Source organism: Pseudomonas fluorescens NCIMB 11764, from assembly GCF_000293885.2.
Classification (GTDB): Bacteria; Pseudomonadota; Gammaproteobacteria; order Pseudomonadales; family Pseudomonadaceae; genus Aquipseudomonas; species Aquipseudomonas fluorescens_B.
In genome coordinates, this window is the sequence record NZ_CP010945.1 from 6,023,659 (window position 1) to 6,041,966 (window position 18,308).

At 61.3% G+C, this 18,308-nt stretch carries 15 protein-coding genes and 1 rRNA gene; 2 read left to right on the forward strand and 14 right to left on the reverse strand.

Going from position 1 to position 18,308, the window contains the following annotated elements:
- Positions 1-48: 48 nt before the first annotated feature.
- The 12 genes from qhpG to B723_RS27460 form a co-directional block, all read right to left on the reverse strand.
- Positions 49-1,338 carry a flavin-dependent monooxygenase QhpG gene (qhpG, locus tag B723_RS27405; RefSeq protein ID WP_017339920.1) on the reverse strand — a complete coding sequence of 430 codons (1,290 nt, stop codon included), beginning with the start codon at positions 1,336-1,338 and terminating at the stop codon, positions 49-51.
- Positions 1,335-2,012 carry a subtilisin-like serine protease QhpE gene (gene qhpE / locus B723_RS27410; RefSeq protein WP_017339921.1) on the reverse strand — a complete coding sequence of 226 codons (678 nt, stop codon included), beginning with the start codon at positions 2,010-2,012 and terminating at the stop codon, positions 1,335-1,337. The genes qhpG and qhpE overlap by 4 nt, the downstream gene beginning before the upstream one ends.
- Positions 2,002-3,720 (reverse strand): ABC transporter ATP-binding protein, encoded by a 1,719-nt coding sequence (locus B723_RS27415; protein WP_017339922.1) that lies wholly within the window; start codon positions 3,718-3,720, stop codon positions 2,002-2,004. Before B723_RS27415 ends, qhpE begins: the two co-directional genes overlap by 11 nt.
- A complete protein-coding gene (locus tag B723_RS27420; protein ID WP_017339923.1) occupies positions 3,720-5,624 on the reverse strand; it encodes a sigma-54-dependent Fis family transcriptional regulator in 1,905 nt (634 codons plus the stop codon). Before B723_RS27420 ends, B723_RS27415 begins: the two co-directional genes overlap by 1 nt.
- A 246-nt stretch (positions 5,625-5,870) precedes the next feature.
- The gene (locus B723_RS27425; RefSeq protein WP_017339924.1) at positions 5,871-6,896 is read right to left on the reverse strand and encodes a histone deacetylase family protein; all 1,026 of its coding nucleotides are present in this window, start codon (positions 6,894-6,896) and stop codon (positions 5,871-5,873) included.
- A gap of 173 nt (positions 6,897-7,069) precedes the next feature.
- A complete protein-coding gene (locus tag B723_RS27430; RefSeq protein ID WP_017339925.1) occupies positions 7,070-8,299 on the reverse strand; it encodes a Zn-dependent hydrolase in 1,230 nt (409 codons plus the stop codon).
- Positions 8,300-8,385: 86 nt separating this feature from the next.
- Complete coding sequence (locus B723_RS27435; protein ID WP_017339926.1) at positions 8,386-8,997, reverse strand: RraA family protein; 612 nt, start codon at positions 8,995-8,997, stop codon at positions 8,386-8,388.
- Positions 8,990-9,382 (reverse strand): RidA family protein, encoded by a 393-nt coding sequence (locus B723_RS27440; protein WP_017339927.1) that lies wholly within the window; start codon positions 9,380-9,382, stop codon positions 8,990-8,992. Before B723_RS27440 ends, B723_RS27435 begins: the two co-directional genes overlap by 8 nt.
- Before the next feature lie 18 nt (positions 9,383-9,400).
- Positions 9,401-10,780, reverse strand: coding sequence for an MFS transporter (locus B723_RS27445; protein WP_017339928.1), 1,380 nt, complete (start codon positions 10,778-10,780; stop codon positions 9,401-9,403).
- 105 nt (positions 10,781-10,885) lie between these two features.
- On the reverse strand, positions 10,886-11,815 hold the full coding sequence (locus B723_RS27450; RefSeq protein WP_017339929.1) for a 2-hydroxyacid dehydrogenase: 930 nt from the start codon (positions 11,813-11,815) through the stop codon (positions 10,886-10,888).
- Positions 11,812-12,567, reverse strand: coding sequence for a class II aldolase/adducin family protein (locus B723_RS27455; protein ID WP_017339930.1), 756 nt, complete (start codon positions 12,565-12,567; stop codon positions 11,812-11,814). The genes B723_RS27450 and B723_RS27455 overlap by 4 nt, the downstream gene beginning before the upstream one ends.
- Positions 12,564-13,865, reverse strand: coding sequence for an MFS transporter (locus B723_RS27460; RefSeq protein ID WP_017339931.1), 1,302 nt, complete (start codon positions 13,863-13,865; stop codon positions 12,564-12,566). The genes B723_RS27455 and B723_RS27460 overlap by 4 nt, the downstream gene beginning before the upstream one ends.
- Before the next feature lie 156 nt (positions 13,866-14,021).
- On the opposite strand from B723_RS27460, the gene B723_RS27465 reads away from it, so the two are divergent.
- Complete coding sequence (locus tag B723_RS27465; protein WP_017339932.1) at positions 14,022-14,978, forward strand: LysR family transcriptional regulator; 957 nt, start codon at positions 14,022-14,024, stop codon at positions 14,976-14,978.
- 12 nt (positions 14,979-14,990) lie between these two features.
- Here the strand turns inward: B723_RS27465 and mrdA are convergent, their stop codons facing one another.
- Positions 14,991-16,883 carry a penicillin-binding protein 2 gene (gene mrdA / locus B723_RS27470; RefSeq protein WP_017339933.1) on the reverse strand — a complete coding sequence of 631 codons (1,893 nt, stop codon included), beginning with the start codon at positions 16,881-16,883 and terminating at the stop codon, positions 14,991-14,993.
- A gap of 270 nt (positions 16,884-17,153) precedes the next feature.
- On the opposite strand from mrdA, the gene B723_RS27475 reads away from it, so the two are divergent.
- Positions 17,154-18,077: a TIGR03571 family LLM class oxidoreductase gene (locus B723_RS27475; RefSeq protein WP_017339934.1), complete on the forward strand. Its 924-nt coding sequence runs from the start codon at positions 17,154-17,156 to the stop codon at positions 18,075-18,077.
- 112 nt (positions 18,078-18,189) lie between these two features.
- Here the strand turns inward: B723_RS27475 and rrf are convergent.
- A 5S ribosomal RNA gene (rrf, locus tag B723_RS27480) occupies positions 18,190-18,305 on the reverse strand.
- Positions 18,306-18,308: the final 3 nt, after the last annotated feature.

Sequence of the window (18,308 nt, forward strand, 5' to 3'; positions counted from 1 at the left end):
GTGGGAGCGGGCCTGCCCGCGAAGAGGCCGGCCCTGGCAACCGAGATTTCAGGGTTTGAATCCCTGCCCCAACAACCAACTGCGAACCATCCTGCCCTGCTCCATCGTCAACCCGGCTAAAGCCTGTTCCGCCGGTTCAGTGCGCAAACGACGCACCAAAGGCGCCAGTTCAACCCCCTGAACATGCCAGATCCCCAACGGCTGATCCGCCGTGATCACCACCTCGGCCTCATCCACAAACCCCTCTTTCAACACCGGCGCTCGCTCGATTTTCAACGAAGAAAAATCAGCCTCGGCATGCGCGACCTGCGCATCCGGCCACTGCCGTCGCGCCTGCCAGAACGGCTGATCCGGCCAACGCTGCTCATCGGCATAAAAATCCCGCCCGATCCGCGCAAACCGCAAAAACAACTGCTCCACCCGTTGCTGATGAAAACGCTGGGCCAACGCCGCCCGCTCCGGTTTTCGCAACAGCGTGTTGATCACCGTTGGCGCCTGCAACGCCGAGGACAAGGACTGAAAGATGCCGTTGCCCGACAGCGGATCCACCGCCATCGCCGCATCGCCGACTCGAATCCAGTTTTCGCCGCACACCTGTGGGCTCAGGATCGCGGTGCTGCTGCGGGCATGCAACTGTAGATCGACCTCAGGCTCGCCACCGAAAAACGCCTGCGCCAACATAGAATCCCGACGCCGCTGGCGACAGTAATCAAGCAACCGCGGCTTGCCTGGCAAGTGCGCGCTGGCCACGTCCACTGTCCACTGCCAATAACACTGACCGTCCGCCCGCCGTGCCATCCACGCCCAGCCGTCCTCAAGGCTTTCCACGGCGCTGGCGGTGTCGCCCGGTGCGGCTTGCCAGCGATTGAGCAAGCTGACCGTCTCCGGGCCGCGCAGGCCTTTGCCGAGCGCCGGCGCCTGGCGTCCACGTGCCTCCACCAGAAAATCGGCGACCAGCGCTTCGCGTCCCTCAATCTCGACCCGATGCCCCGCAGCCCAGGTCTGAACGCTCAGCACTCGACCTTCGACCAACTCGACGCCCGCCAGGCGCAGGTCTTCACGAAGACCTCGATCAAAGTTCGGGCGGTCCAGCAGAAATTCGATGTTTTGCGCATGCTGTTGGCCGTTCCACGACACCTGCCGTTGAGACGGTAACGCCGCATCCGCCAACGCTTGATGCAGACCGGCACCGCGCAGGGCCTCCAGCACCCGGATCGAAACGCCCTCCAGTGCGGCAAACCGTCGCCACTCGCTGACCAGCGTCACGGCGTAACCGAGCCGGCGCAAGCCCAGGGCCACTGCCGCGCCCGCCGGCCCGGCGCCAAGAATCACAATCATGCGCCGAAGCGCCGTTCAGGCCCGCGATACCGCGCGTTTTCCCGCAGCCAGTCGATGACCTGCTCGTTGCTCGCCTCGGGATGCGCAACCAGGAAACCCGCAATGTGCCCGCTCAACGCCGCGCAGCCCAGACTGGCGCCAGACTGACCCGGGTACGTGCCGTGCACGCACGCCGCAAAATCCGCCTGGGCGCTGTTGAGCCACGACCACTCCTGTTCGGCGCAGCGTGCATCGCCGGTGACGCGCAGCACCAGTGGATAATTCGCCGGGAACACACCCTCGCCCTGGGCCGGGCTGGACGCACACAGCAAAATGCCCCGGGCAACCGCCGCTGCACACGCCTCGCGCAACAGGCTGCGATCCTGCCGCAAGCCGAGGCTCAGATTGATCAGCCGCACGTCCTGCGCCACCAGCCAGTCGATGGCCGTGGCAATCTGCAAGGCACTGGTGACGCCACGCTGATCGAACACCTGAGCCACGCAGAACACCGCAGAAGGGGCCCGATGACTGATGGCTTCGATCACCGCGCTGCCGTGACCGAGCGGGTCGTCGCGCAAGTCACTTTCGGCCAGGCCGTCCGCCAGTAACGAGAACCGCCGTCCGGCGATCACCTGCACCCGCTGCGCCGCCGAATGACCGCTGTCGACGACCCCGACTCGCAGTTCAGACTTCATGCTGCACCGTTTTTGAAGTCAGCACGCCGTCGAGCAATTCGAAGCGCAGATCGGCGTCGGCCAGGGTTGAAGGGCGATGGCTGATGAGGATGCGCGTGCGCCCGGCAAACAGACGGTCGATGGCCTCGATCACTTCGCGCTCGGTGGCTTCATCCACCGCCGAGGTCGCTTCGTCCAGCACCAGAATCAACGGGTCCTGCAGCAGCGCCCGGGCAATTGCGATGCGTTGCTTCTGGCCGCCCGACAACTGCTGACCGCGCTCGCCCAGCGGGCTGTCGAGGCCTTCGGGCAATGAGGCGATCAGGCTGTCGAGTTGTGCCAGCCGCGCCACTTCGGCAATCGCTTCGCGGCTGGCGTCAGGCACGGCGTAGGCCAGGTTGTCGGCGAGGCTACCGCGAAACAAAACAATGTCCTGACTGACCACGGCAATCCGCCGGCGCAACTGGAACAGGTCCAGTTCGCGCAGGTCGACCTCGCCCAGCAACACCCGGCCGGACTGTGGATCGTGGTGCCGTTGCAGCAAATCGATCAGCGTCGATTTGCCGACTCCGGAGCCGCCACTCAGGGCCACTTTCAAACCGTAGGGAATCCGCGCTTCGATGCCGCGCAAGGTGGTCGGGCGACCGGGATGGCTGAAGTGCACGTCGTCGAAACGCAGTTCGCCGCAGGTCGGCATCGGCTTGGGTTCAACGGGTGTCAAAACCGTCGGTTGTTCACCGCGCAATTCCATCACGCGCCCGAGACTGACGGTCATCCGCTGAATCGCGACATAGAGCCCGAGCAGGCTTTGAACCGGTCCTACGGCCATCCCCAGATAGGTGGAAAACGCGATCAACGCGCCCAGTTGCCACGTTCCTTGCACCACCCAGTAACCGCCAATCAAAAATGCACAGGCGCGGGACAGTGAGGTCAACGTGCCCGGCACCGCCTGAGTGAAAAACTCGGTGACTTGCAGGCGCAGCAACTGACTCATATAGCCCTGCCCCAGAGCCTCCAGCCGCCGCGACTCACGCTGCTGCTGGCCGGCCGACTGAATGAATTTCATCACCGGCAACGTCTCGACCATGAACGACGACATGTCCGCAGAACGCTCGCGCAACTGGCGGACATCGCGCTCGACCTTGCGCCGCATCCAGCGCAGCCAGAGCACATCGAGCGGAATCAGCACCAACGCCAGCAACGAAAGCTTCCACGACAAGGTCAGCAACATCGCCACCGCGACCACCAGACCGATCACACTCGACACCGCCGAGAACAGAGAGTCCACGGCGAAGCGCTGAATTTCGGCGACATCGCCATCGAGGCGCGACATCAGATCACCGATGCGCCGCTGACCGTAGAAGCTTGGCGACAAGGTTTGCAAATGCCGATAAAGGTCGTCGCGCAGTGAAAACAGAATCCGCCCGGACAACCGTGTATGCAGGTAACGATTGATCCCCGACAGCGCCGTCCCCAGCAACCCGGCGACGATCATCAGCCCGGCGATCAGTACCAGCATGGGGAAGTTGCGCGCCAGCAAGCCATCGTCGATCAACAGCTTGGTCAGCCAGGGTTGCACCAGCACCAGCGACGATGCGCAGACCGACAACCCCAGCAACCCGGCAATCGCCAGACGATGCGGCCGCACAAAGCTGTATAGCCAGCGCAACGCCGCTTGCAGGGCCTCGGGGTTCTGGCTGTCGATCAGCCGAACGATCAGGCGCTGCATCACGAACGCAACTGTTTGAGCTTGCGATACAGAGTCGCGCGGCTGATGCCCAGGGCGTCGGCGGCGGCCGAGACGTTGCCCTGATGGCTGTCCAGGGACTGGCGAATCAGCTCCAGTTCGTTCTCACGAATACTCCCGGACGGAGGGCGCTCGCTGGCATTCAATTCGTCGAGCATGCTGTCGGGCAAGTGGTCGAGGGTAAGCACCGTGTCCCCCGGCTCGCGCATGGCCAGCGCGGTGCGCAAGACCATTTCCAGTTGGCGGATGTTGCCGGGCCAGTGATAGCCCGCCAGCAGGCGGTTCAGGTCGTCATGCAGGACCATGGTCGGTGCGTCAAGTTTTGCCAGCAGGCGACTGACCAACCCGCTGAAATCGTCGCGCTCGCGCAGCGCCGGCAGCATCACGCTGATGCCGTTGACCCGGTAGAACAGGTCTTCGCGGAAGTGTTTTTCTTCGACTAGGCGTTTGAGGTCGCGGTGGGTGGCACAGATCAGGGCGACGTCGATGTCCTGTTCTTCGCCGGCGCCGAGCGGTGCGACTTTACGGTCCTGTAGAACGCGCAGCAGTCGCGCCTGCAGGGCCAGCGGCATGTCGCCGATTTCGTCGAGGAACAGCGTGCCGCCGTGGGCCTGTTGCAATCGACCGACCATGCCACCTCGACGGGAACCGGTGAACGCGCCTTCGCGGTAGCCGAACAGTTCCGACTCGATCAGGCCTTCGGGAATCGCCGCGCAGTTCACCGCGACAAAGGGTTTGTCGCAACGACTGCCGGCCATGTGCAAGGCGCGGGCAATGACTTCCTTGCCGGTGCCGGTTTCGCCGAGCAGCAACACCGGCAATTCGTTGGCCAGCCCTTGGCGTGCCATGCGCAAGGCGCGGGCATAACGGACATTGTTGCCGGCCAGGGCATCTAGATCGGGTTGCGGTTTAGTGGTTTTGGCGGTGCTGCGCGGCGGCGTGCTGACGTTGATCGACCGCTGCGGCGCGCGCAGGGTTTTGTAGAAGAACTCGCCTTTGGCGGTCTGCAGACTGCCGACGCCGCCCTGATGCAAACGCGACAGCAGTTGCAGGCCATCGACGCCGAGAAACTCTTCGCAACGGCGGCCGACCAGCGCCGAGCGTTCGGCGTGGAGCAACTGACAGGCCTGGGCACTGACCGCGAGAATCTGCCCGCCGAGGCTCACCGCCAGCAGGCCTTGCCAAGGGGATTCCAGGTATTGCCGACGGCTGTGGAAGGCCAGGACGATCTGGTCGGGGAAACTGGCGTTGAACACCCGGCTTTCGATCTGGCTGACGGCCATGGCCAGCAACGCGGTGCTGTCGTGAACGCGGCCGAGCGGACCTTCACGGGTCAGGTCGAGGACGCCGAGGATGTCGCCTTGCGGGCAATAAATCGGCACCGAGGTGCAGGAGAAATCGGTCAGGCTATCGAGGTAATGCTCGCCGCAATCGATCATCGTCGGCCGGGCTTCCACCAGTGCGGTGCCCAGCGCGTTGGTGCCGCGAGCGGCTTCGCTCCAGCAGGCGCCGAGGGTGATGTCTTGCAGGCCGCTGCCCTTGAGGCGATCGGCCCGGCCTTCGACGGCAAGGATGGTGGCGTCGGAATTGGCGAGGATGATCAGCCCTTCCTTGCCCTGGCGCTCGGCCAGGTAATCGATGGCCGGCAACGCCGCGTCGATCAGCAGACGATTGCTCGACAACAGCACATCGAGGCTCGCGCTCGATTCCAGTGTCAGTTCATGTTTGCCGTTGAAATGCACGCCATGGCTGAGGCTGCGCCGCCACGATGCATCGATTTCTGCGCGCAACACGCCATCGGGGACTTCGCCCTCGAGGTGGAGTTTTTCCCGGGCCAGCCGGGCTTCGCGGTGCAGCTTGGGGGAAGTTGTTTTTATCAGCGTCATCAAGCGCTCCGGATCGGTCCGCCCTGCGCTCTTTTAAGTTCAGCGCCCTGCCGCAATCTTTACGTTAACGTCAGGGCGATGGCAAGTGCCTTACGGCGTTTGGGATTCATCCGTTGCACCGAGTTATCGTTCTTCGCGAGCAAGCCCGCTTCCACAGGTTCAGCGTCAATCACACATAGGCGGTTCGACTCGAACACTGTGGGAGCGGGCTTGCCCGCGAAAGCGGCCTGTCAGGCACCACCCAACTCAGATCTGCCACACCTCTGGCCCGACAAAAAACGCCCGCGCATTATCCTCAAGACTCTCCAGGTGATACCCCCCTTCCTGCACAATCAGACACGGCAAACCCAGGCTGCGAACCCGCTCACCCAGCCGCTTGAACCCTTCGCGCGTCACCGCCACTTTACTCTGCGGGTCCAGCTCGAAAATATCGAAGCCCAACGACAGCACCAGCACTTGCGCAGCAAAATCCTTCACCGCTGCCAGCGCCACGTCCAGTTGCCCGAGAAAGTCCGCCTCACTCGCACCATGGGCCATCGGCAAGTTGAGGTTGAATCCCTCACCCACCCCGACACCGCGCTCGTCCCCAAACCCGGCAACCCCCGGATAGAAATTGGTCGGATCGCCATGGACCGAAACATACAGCACATCATCGCGGTCGTAGAAAATCTCCTGAATTCCTTGTCCATGGTGCATGTCGGTATCGAGCACCGCGACGCGATCAAACCCGCCGCGCAACACCTGCGCCGCCACCGCCGCGTTGTTCAAATAACAGAAACCACCCGCCGCCTCCGCTCGAGCGTGATGCCCCGGTGGACGGCACACGGCGTACGCCGCCGGCTCGCCATCGAGCAACGCCTGTGCCCCGGCCACTGCGCTTTGCGCCGACCAATAAGCCGAGCGCCAGGTCTGTTCGCCCACCGGGCAACTGCCGTCCGCGAGATACCGGGCAGCCTGAGCCAGAATTCCGCGCAGGGCGTTGGGCTCGCGGACGAAGATGTTTGACATCACTTCGTCGCCCCAATCTTCAGGCACTTCCTTCCAGCGCTGATGCGCTTCCTGCAAAAACGCCAGGTAGGGCGCGCCGTGCACCGCCAGCAGCGGCTCAAGTCCGGCATCGGCCGGTTGCTCGACTTTGAAGCCCAATGAGTGAGACGCCTGCAGCAGGCGCTGCGCACGCTCCGGCACTTCCTGCGGCGTGCGCATCTGCCCACGGGAGTAGTAACTGCGTGGATGATGAAGCAATTGTTCAGGATGAAAAAAACTGCGCATGGGTGAATACCTAATCTTGGGCCTAGACGAATGCCCTGTGGCGAGCGAGCTTGCTCGCGCTGGGCTGCGTAGCGGCCCCGAAACTCAGGCAGGCCTCGCAGTTGATGTGAGTGCTGCGCACTCAAGCGCGAACAAGCTCGCTCGCCACAGGTGTTGTGTTTGCAGCCTGTTTATTAATTTGCAATGCCGGCGCGGGACAACACCGCGTTGAGCAACACATCCGTACCCTGCCGCACATCGTCAGGCAGCACATCTTCCGCTTCGTTATGACTCAAGCCACCCACGCACGGTATAAACACCATCGCCGTCGGACAGAACCGCGCCAGATGAATCGCGTCATGCCCGGCACCGCTGACTATCGATTGCTGAGCGTAGCCCAGCGCATCCACCGCTTGCTGCACCGCCGCCACGCACTCCGCATCGAACGGCGTCGCCGGGCTGATCCAGTGCGGGGTGACCGTCAGCTTCAGACCGCGCCCATCGGCAATCGCCTGAAGCCGCGCGCGCACCTGCTGCTCCATCGCCTCGATGGCTTCGTCGCGATGGTGACGCAGATCGACGGTGAAATTCACCAGCCCCGGAATGGTATTGCGCGACGACTTGTTGATGCTCAATTCACCGACGGTGGTCAGGCCTTCCGGCGCGAAATCGGCCGCCAGACCTTCAATCGCCTGAATCATCCGCGCCACGCCGTACAAGGCGTCCTTGCGCAGTGGCATGGGCGTGGTGCCCGCGTGGGCGGCCATGCCTTCGACCCGTACGTCGAGCCAGCGAATCGCCTGGCCGCCGCTGACCACGCCAATGCTTTTGGCGTTGTCCTCGAGAATCGGGCCCTGTTCGATGTGCGCTTCAAAATACGCATCCACCGCACCACCCAACGGACGCTCCCCGGCGTAACCGGTGCGCTGCAATGCATCGGCGACGCTGACGCCATCAATGTCTTGCACCGCCAGCGCCGCGTCCAGTTGCATGATCCCGGTGAACACCGCCGAACCGAACATCGCCGGGGTGAAGCGCGCGCCTTCTTCATTGGTCCACACCGCCACTTCCAGCGGTTTGCGGGTCTGGATGCCGAGGTCGTTGAGGCAACGCACCACTTCCAGGCCGGCAAGTACGCCGTACACGCCGTCGAAGCGTCCGCCTTCAGGCTGGGTGTCGAGGTGGCTGCCCATCATCACCGGCGCGGCGTCCGGATCAGTGCCGGCGCGGCGGGCGAACAGGTTGCCGATGGCGTCCACGCTCAGGGTCATGCCGGCTTCACGGCACCAGTGGGCAAACAGTTCGCGACCGGCCTTGTCTTCATCGCTCAGGGCCAGACGGCAACTGCCGCCGCGTGCGGTGGCGCCGATTTCGGCCATCGCCATCAGACTCGCCCACAGGCGTTCGCCATTGATTTTCAACATAAGTAACTCCTGGAAAAACGGTGATTAAGCACTGGCCAGCTCAACGTGTTCAGCGCTGGCATGGCGACGGGAAAGGGACTGACGGCCTAGACACGCAACACCTGCGCGACCGGCTCGCCAGCGCGCAAACGTTCGAGCAAACGTGGCTCGGCGTGATCGGACGCCAGCGCCTGTTCGATCACGCTGGCCGCCGTTGACCAGTCGAGAAACAGCACACCGTTGTCGTCCCCCAGCACCAGATCGCCCGGCTGTACCGTGACACCTGCGCACTGAATCGGCTGATTGATTTCGCTGTCGCCCCGGCCATGCAACTTGGTGGTCAGCAGGCTGGTGCCGCGAGCGAAGACGGGTAACCCGCCTTCGCGCAGTTCCAGCAGATCAGTGACCGCGCCGTCCACCACGATTCCTGCCGCACCGGCGCAACTCGCGGCGCAACTGGTGACCGCGCCGACCGGGGCGTGCTGCCAGTCGCCGCCCGTGTCGATCACCAGCACATCACCCGGTTTTATCAGCACCAACGCCTGGTTGACGGCAATGGCGTCGGCGCCCACCAGTTTCAGCGTCAACGCCCGGCCGACCAGTTTCACATTGGGCACCATGGCCCGCAGCTGCGAGTCGGCAAAGCCCTCCTCGAGAAAATGCCCGAGGGTGGGAAAGCTCACCGCTTTGAACTGCTCGATCAGCTGCGACTTATCCACGTGGCGACTCCTTCGTGATCAACTCGGCCACACAATCGATCTCCAGTGACACGCCCCACAGCGCCACACACACCGTGGTTCGCGCCGGAGGCGCATGGCCGAGAAGCTCGCGGTACACCGCGTTGAACGGCTCCAGTTGCGCGGGATCGGTCAGGTACGCGTTGACCTTGATCACATGGCTGAAATCGGAGCCCGCCTCGATCAGGATCGCCTCGAGATTGCGCAAGGTTTGCCGCACTTGCTCGGTGAAATCGACGGGCTGGTCGTCGAGCCCGCTTTGCGCCGGAATCTGCCCGGCGGTGAACACCAGATGGCCGCTGACCACCGCTTGAGAGTAAGGCCCGACCGGGCCGATGAAACCCGGGGCCGACTGGATTCTGCGCATGCTGTTGAACTCCATGGATCAGGCCGCAGCCGATTTGAAAGGTTTGCGAGCGGGTTGGTCGTCGGCAGTCGCCCCCGCCGGAATTTCGCTGATGTCGCGCTTGAAGGTCTCGGTCAGCAGCAACAGCGCCAACAGGGAAATCAGTGCCGCGCCGATCATGTACCAGGCCACCGACGAGCCTTTGCCAGTGGCTGCGAGCAACGCGGTGGTGACGATAGGCGTCGCTGCGCTGCCGAGCAGCCCGGACAACATGTAGCTGATCGACAGCCCCGAATAGCGCACCCGCGTGCCGAACAACTCCGCCAGGAAAGTCGCAATCGGCCCGTAGTTGGCGGCGAAGGCAGTCATCAACAGCAAGTAGCCGAAGATCACCAACGACAGCTCTTTGGTGTCCATCAACCAGAACATCGGGAACGCCACCAACGCCTCGGCAACGATGCCGGCGACGATGATCGGCTTGCGTCCGTAACGGTCCGACAGCGCACCAAATACCGGCAACATGACGATGCACCAGGCGCAGGACAGCAGCACTACACCGAGCATCACGCTGCGACTGAAGCCCAGATTCTGCGTGCCGTACGTCAGGCCGAACGCGACGATGATGTTGAACGACGCGCCGGTCGACATCGTCGCAATACCGCCAAGCACCACTTGTTTCCAGTACTTGCGAAAGACTTCGGCCAACGGCATTTTCACCTGCTCTTCGGCTTCCTTGACCTTGTTGAACGCCGGGGTTTCAGCGATGTTCAGGCGAATGTACAAGCCCACGGCGATCAGCAAAACGCTGGCCAGGAACGGAATGCGCCAGCCCCAGGCCAGCAGGTCCTCAGGCGACAGCCACGCCGCGATCACCAGGAACGCCAGGTTGGCAATCATGGTCCCGGCGGGCACGCCGATCTGCACCCAGGAACCGTACAAGCCGCGCTTGTTGGCCGGCGCATGCTCCACCGCCATCAGCACCGCCCCGCCCCACTCGCCGCCCAGTGCCAGGCCTTGAATGACCCTGAGCAATAACAACAGGATGGGCGCCCAGATACCGATGGCCGCATAGTTGGGCAACAGGCCGATGGCGAATGTGGCGGCGCCCATGGTCAGCAGCGAAATCAACAACATCGACTTCCGCCCCAGCTTGTCGCCGAAGTGCCCGAACAATGCCGCGCCGACGATCCTCGCCAGATAGGCCGAAGCGAACGTGCCGAACGCCAGTAAGGTGCCGATCAACGGCACGAAATCCGGGAAGAACACTTTGTTGAACACCAGCGCTGACGCGGTGGCGAAAACAAACAAGTCGTACCATTCCACGGTGGTGCCGATGACACTGGCCACGGCGACTTTTTTCATGCTGATTGCAACTTCCGGTGGTGCGCCGGACTTTTCTGCGGACGATAGATCGCTCATCACTGACTCCAGGAATTTGTTTAATTGTTTTGACTGGCAGTAAAACGTTCGAGGTGAGGGATTGTTGTTATGTCTCGCCCAACTTGGCGGGCGAGTTAGTCAGTCTCAATAACCGAGTGTTCGGTCGGCGCAATTCAATAGTGGTTCATCGGCGTTTAAACGGCGAAAGTTCTCTGCCACTTGTTCGGCAATGCAATCGTGGGACGCGGCCGAGGCCATGTGTGGCGTGATCGCGACGCCCGGCATGGTCCAGAGGCGATGATGGGGCGGAAGCGGTTCTTGTTCGAAAACATCCAGCAAGGCGCCGCGCAGTTTTCCTGCTTTCAGGGCACGTTCGAGGTCGTCGATGTTGAGGTGACCGCCGCGACCGCAATTAACCAGTGCGGCGCCATTGGCCAGATGTTCGAAGGTTGAATTACCGAGGATGCCGCGCGTCTCGCGGGTCAGTGGAAGCAAGTTGATCAACAGCTCCACGCCCTCAAGAAACGGGTTCAGTTGTTCGGCACCGGCGAAGATCTGGACACCGTTCAGATCCTTGCTACGACGGGCCCAGCCTCGAACGTCATAACCGGCGGCAGCCAGATCCTGAGCAATGGCGCTACCCAACGATCCCAGCCCCATCACACCGACCTTGAATTGCCCCGCCGCCCGTTGCAGCGGTCGCTCCCAGTGTTGATTGCGTTGTTGTTCCAGCACCTGATCAAAGCCACGGTGATAGTGAATCACCGCCCAGCGCACGTACTCGGTCATGCCTTGGCGGTGGCCGGGATCAACCACCCGGCATACCGGCAGATCCGGGCACGACGGGTCATGTTCGAGGTGATCGATGCCGGCCGCCACTGAGTGGAGGACCTGTAGGTTCGGCAACGCGGCCAGGCTGCCCGGCAAAGGAAACCAGCAGGCGGCAATCTGCGCGTGTTCAGCCAGCGGATCATCCGCCAGCACGGTGGTGAGCTGCGGCGCGCTACGGGCAAACGCCGCCTGCAATTGCTGGAGCAGCAAGGTGTCGCGGGACAGCAAAACCACGGTGTTCATGACAGATAGGACTCACGCTGGGATTCGATCAGGGTCAGTGCGGCCTCCCAGGCCAGGTCGATGATGTTGTCCTGTTCATCGCGGTCAAACTGTTCAGCGGTGTGTGCACAGACTTCCGGGGACGGGTAATGCAATTCGCAACCACCGGCCAGCGCGGCGACCTGCGCCTGACAGGCACGCTCAAGGAAGTGAATTTCCTGAAACGCCTGAGCCACGCCCGACCCACCGACCAGCAAGCCGTGGTTACGCAGGATCATCGCCCGGTGCGGCCCCAGGTCGTCGATCAAACGCCCGCGCTCATCCAGCGACAGCGCGATACCTTCGTAGGTGTGGTACGCCAGCTTGCCGTAGAACTTCAGCGCATGCTGACTGATCGGCAGCAAACCTTGCTTCTGCGCGGCAACGGCCATGCCGGCGGCGGTGTGGGTGTGAATCACGCAGTTGAGATCCGGTCGGGCCATGTGGATCGCCGAATGAATGACGAAGCCGGCGGCGTTGACCCGATGACCTTCGTAGGCCGGGTCGACGATGCACCCGTCCTGATCGATACGCACCAGATCCGAGGCGCGCATGCGGTCGAAAATCACCCCGTAGCGGTTGATCAGAAAGTGATGCTCAGGCCCCGGAATCCGCAGGGTGATGTGGGTGTCGATCAAGTCGGTCATGCGAAAGTGCGCGACCAGCCGATACAGCGCCGCCAGCTCGCAACGGGCCTTCCATTCAACCGGGCCGATGTGTTCAAGTTGACTCACGAATACACCTCTTTAGCAGCGTGGGTGACGATCGGGTTGGCGCGCAGGCGGGCCAGCCCGCAAACACCGATCAGGGACAGGGCCGAGAGCAAGGTGAAGAACACCGCCAGCGGCAGCCATTGTCCGGAAAACTTGCTCGCCAGCAGCGTGCCGATCAGCGGCGTGGTGCCCCCGGCCAGCGCGCAACTCAACTGGTAAGCGATGGAAATGCCTGAGTAGCGAAGATGCACCGGGAACGCCTGGGTCATGTAACCGGCGATCACCGCGTACAGCGCCGACAGGATCACCACCGCCAGGGCGATGCCGAGGGTCATCAACAGAATGTTTTGCGTACCCACCAGCACAAACATCGGGTACGGCGTGACCATGCACAGCAGTGCGACGAGCTTGAGGAAGCGCCCCTCGCCGATACGCTCGGCGAGCAACGCGGAAAGCGGTTGCGAAAGCAGCTGAATAACAGTCACCAAAAACAGACAATCGAGAATCGTCGAGCGCGCGATGCCCTGATACTGGGTGACGTAGGTGATCATGAATGTGTTGGTGAAGAAAAACCCGGCGGAGCCAATGGTCACCGCCGCAGCGGCAAACAGGATCTGCCGCCAGCAGGTACGGATCACGTCTTTCACCGGGTATCTGGCGGTTTCGTTGTTGTCTCGGGCCTTGGCGAATTCCGGCGACTCGTGCACGCCGGAACGGATCATCAGGCCGACCATCATCAGCACACCGCTGGCGAGAAACGGCAGACGCCAACCCCAGGACAAGAAGTCTTCTGGCTCAAGGGACGTCACCAGGCGAAAGGCGATCAGGGCCAGCAACAAACCCGCTGGACTGCCGAGCTGGGCAAACGAGGCGTAGAACGTTTTGCGCTTGGCCGGCGCGTGCTCGCTGGCCATCAACACCGCACCGCCCCACTCGCCCCCCACCGAAATGCCCTGGATCAGGCGCAGTACGATGAGACCGACCGGCGCCCAGATGCCGACACTGGCGTAGCTCGGCAGCAGGCCGATCCCGGCAGTCGCCAGGCCCATCAGCGCCATGGTCACCAGCAGCATTTTCTTGCGGCCCAGACGATCGCCCAAGTGACCGAACACCATGCCGGCCATGGGGCGAGCGATGAAGCCAACGGCGAAACTACCGAAGGCGGCCAGGGTGCTCATCACCGGGTCGCTGCTGGGAAAGAACACTTGCCCAAGCACCAGCGCCGCCGCGGTGGCGTAAATGTAAAAGTCGTAGAACTCGATGGTCGTGCCAATGAAGGCGGCGGCCGCGGCTCGTCGCGGTTGTGCGGTGGTGTGCATGCAAGGACCCTGTGTATTTATAGTTTTGGGCAGGTACTGAAGGCTGTTTACGGTTGCGCTCTGTGGCGCTTGTGGGCTTTATCGCTTCCGTGCCAGGATTAGTCAATTTTCATATTCTTATCTTTACTATTAGCACGGCTACTACATGGAATTGTCATGACCTCCACTAACCCTTGGGTGGGCCGACGTTTTCTCAACGATCGCCTGGACTGGAACCTGTTGCGCACCTACCTGGTGATCGGCCAGGAAGGCAGCATGAGCCGCGCTGCAGCGCGGCTGCACATCACGCAGTCGGCGGTCAGCCAAGCGCTAAAACGGCTGGAAGAACAACTGGAATGTGTGCTGATTGCCCGCAGCGGGCGACGGTTCGACCTGACGGAAACCGGGGAAGAAGTCCTGCGCATTGCGGCGGATATCTACGGCGATATCTCGCGATTGGGTACGGTCGTGGAGAGTCGTCACGATGACGTGGTGGGCAAGATCCGTATCCTCACCGTCAGTGGCGTGCAGGCGCGACACTACGATGACTTCCTCGCCGACTTCCATGAAACCCACCCGAAAGTCGAACTGGAAGTCGAGGTCATGGGCAGCTCGAACATCATCAGTTCGTTACTGCAAAAGACCGCGACCATTGGCGTCGGACTGTGTCGTTTACCGCAACCGCGGCTGGAGCAGCGGGTACTGTTTCGCGAGCGCTATGCGTACTTTTGTGGCCAGCGTCATCGACTCTTCGGGCAAGAAAACCTGACGCTGGAACAACTCGCGGCGGAGAACTTCGTCAGCTTCACCAGCGACCAGCTCGGCGGCAACCTTTCGCCGCTGACACTGTTCCGTGACGAGCAAGGCTTCACCGGCAAGATCGTCGCCTCATCGACGAGTTTCGAAGAGATTTACCGCTTGATTTACGCAGGCTACGGAATTGGCTGCTTGCCGACGCACCTGGTGCGAAGGGATGTCGAGCAAGGTTTGCTCTGGCGTTTGCCGCCGGAAGACGGGGTGGTGGATTTCGATATCCAGCTGCTGTGGAATCGCGAGCAGAAGATGAGTCAGGCCGAAACCGTGTTCCTCGAAAGCTTCCAGCACATGCTCAGCATCCGTGAGCCTGTGCTGTGAAGCCTTGAACACTTAAACGTGAGGATCGCCCGGCGCTTTACTCGGCGTGGCGTATTGCGGCTTCAGATGTCCGTCCTGATCCAGTAGCCAGGCGTCCATGATCTGCCGCACCACAGGGCCGGCGACGCGACCGCCGGCCTCGCCGTTCTCGATCATCACCGAAATCACAATCTTCGGATGCTCGGCCGGAGCGAAACCGACAAACAAGGCGTTGTCGCGATTACGCTCCAGGGTTTTCGCCCGGTTGTAGCGCTCACCCTGTTTGATCGCGACCACTTGCGCCGTACCACTCTTGCCGGCGATCCGGTACTGAGCACCCTGCGCCGCCGCTCGGGCAATTCCGCGTGCGTCGTGCATCACCATTTGCATGCCGTGGTTGACCTGCTCCCAGTCTCGTGGGTCCTTCAACAGGATGTTTGGCATCGGATGCTCATCCACTGGCGCAACGCCGTCCACGGTCTTGGCCAGGTGCGGTCGGTTCCAGACACCTTTGTTGGCGATCAGCGCAGTCGCTTGAGCCAGCTGCAGCGGCGTGACCTGCATGTAGCCCTGACCGATGCCGAGAATCACGGTCTCTCCGGGGAACCATGGCTGACGACGCGTGGCACGCTTCCAGGCCTGGGACGGCATCAGGCCGGCAGACTCTTCGAACATGTCCAGCGAGACCTTCTCGCCGAGGCCGAACATCGCCATGTAGTCGTGCAGGCGATCAATGCCCAACTTGTGCGCCAAGTCATAGAAGTAGGTGTCATTGGAGCGCATGATCGCCGTGTCCATGTCCACCCAGCCATCGCCGCTGTGGTTCCAGTTACGGTATTTATGATCAAAGTCGGGAAGTTGGTAGTAACCGGGGTCGAAGACGCGTGTCTGCGGGGTTACCACGCCGGCGTCAAGACCGGCGATGGCCACTTCCGGCTTGATAGTCGAGCCCGGAGCGTAGAGGCCGCGCAGCACACGGTTGAACAGCGGCCGGTCGATGGAATCGTGCAGCGCCGCATATTCCTTGAAGCTGATCCCGGTCACGAACAGATTCGGGTCGAAGCTTGGCTTGCTGACCATGGCCAGCACTTCGCCGGTCGATGGATCGAGCGCGACCACTGAACCACGACGATCACCCAAGGCTTCTTCGGCGGCTTCCTGAAGTTTGACGTCCAGGCTCAGGACGATGTTTTTGCCGGGGATCGGATCGGTGTGTTTGAGCACCCGCAAAACGCGGCCCTGAGCGTTGGTTTCGACTTCTTCGTAACCGACCTGGCCGTGTAATTCCGACTCGTAGAACTTTTCAATCCCGGTCTTGCCGATGGATTGAGTGCCTCGATACTCGACCGTATCCAGGGCTTTGGATTCTTTCTCGTTGATCCGACCGACGTAGCCAATCGAATGCGCGAAGTGTGCGCCCATTGGGTAGTGACGAACGAATTGTGGCTCGACATCGATTCCGGGCAGACGGAATTCGTTGACGGCGAGTACGGCGATTTGCTCTTCGCTGAGTTCATAGAACAGGGTGACGGGCTCGAATGGATGACGCGCCTGCTTCATCGCCTTGTCGAACAGCGTCCGGTCCTCAGCGGGCAGGTGCAAGAGGTTGACCACCTCGTCCAGTTCTTCTTTGACGTCGGAGGCGCGTTCGCGGGTGATGGTCAGGTTGAAGCTGGGACGATTGTCGGCGAGGACCACGCCGTTGCGGTCGTAGATCAACCCGCGCGCCGGGGCAATCGGCAATACGTGGACACGATTGTTCTCGGAGATGGTCGAGTGATAGTCAAACTCGACCACCTGCAGCACGTACATGCGCACCACCAGTGCGCAGGTGATCGAGACGACGAGCAAGGCGCAGGCCATCAATCTTTTGTTGACCAGGCGCGTCTCTTTTTCGTGATCCTTGATCGGTATGGGTTCGGGCATTTCTGTAGCTGCTCTTTGACAAAAATGGAGCGCCGATCCTTAGGCTTGAAATCAGTCCGTTAAAAACGAGCTGCACCATACCAAAAACCGTACGGTCGCTTTAGTGCGATTTTCTCTAATGGTTGTCCTTGAGGGCCAAAACGACAGTTGGTTTATCGTGTGGATTCGTGCGGTTTGCTCAAGATTGATATTCCCATTCGTGCATTTTTCTTGCCGATAGGTCTGTGGATACTGAGTGCATGTCATTCCATTTTGTCTGGGAGTCTTTTCATGCATTCACGATTTAAACGATTACTGGGCTCCAACGGGTTTTCGATTGGCCTGGAGCTGCCGCTGGATAATGATTGGTCCAGTGATGGCCAGCGGCGGCGGATTGCTGAGGAACGGCCCTTCGGTGTTCCAGATCTGAAGCAACATGCGGCGATGGCGCGTCTGGCCGACAAGGCTGGTTTCCGCGCGCTGTGGGTTCGTGATGTACCGGTTTATGATCCGAATTTCGGAGACGCCGCACAGGTCTTCGAAACCTTTTCCTACCTTGGCTATCTCGCCGGAATCACCGACAACATCATGTTGGGTACCGCGGCGGTTGTACTGCCATTGCGTCAGCCCTGGCTCACCCTGAAGGGCGCAAACAGTATTGATGAATTGAGCGACGGACGTTTACTGCTCGGCGTCGCCAGCGGCGACCGCCCGATGGAGTATCCGTTGTTTGGTGTGGATTACGATCAGCGCGCAGAGATCTTCCGCAATACGGTGGAGTTGCTGCGCGACCAGGGTGCAGGCCGCTTGCCTGATGGTGCGCAATTGCTTCCGCAGCGGGACCAAGCAGTGCCATTGCTGGTGGCAGGTCTTGGTCAGCAGTCACCTGCCTGGATTGGCGAACATATGGATGGCTGGCTCGCCTATCCCGGCACGCCGGACGAACATCGTCGTCGGGTGGGGCTGTGGAGGGAAGTAGGTGGGGATAAGCCTTACATCAGCTTCGTCCACCTGGATCTGGCAGCCGATCCTCATGCTCCGATGCGACGTGTACGGTTCGGCGGTATTTGTGGGCGGTTGGCGTTGATTGATGAACTTCAGGCATTGCGTGAAGCCGGTGTGCAGCATGTTGGTCTGCATGTGCGTCGTAGCGAAAGGCCGGTTGCCGACGTTATCGAAGAGATCGCTGAATACGTTCTGCCAAAGTTTCACTAACTGTGCCGATGAGATCAGGGGCAGCCGATGAGGCTGCCCATTTTTTTGCGCCACTTTCCTGCGGGCAAAACAAAACCCCAACTGCTTTCGCAATTGGGGTTTCGGAATTTAATCTTGACGATGACCTACTCTCACATGGGGAAACCCCACACTACCATCGGCGATGCATCGTTTCACTGCTGAGTTCGGGATGGGATCAGGTGGTTCCAATGCTCTATGGTCGTCAAGAAA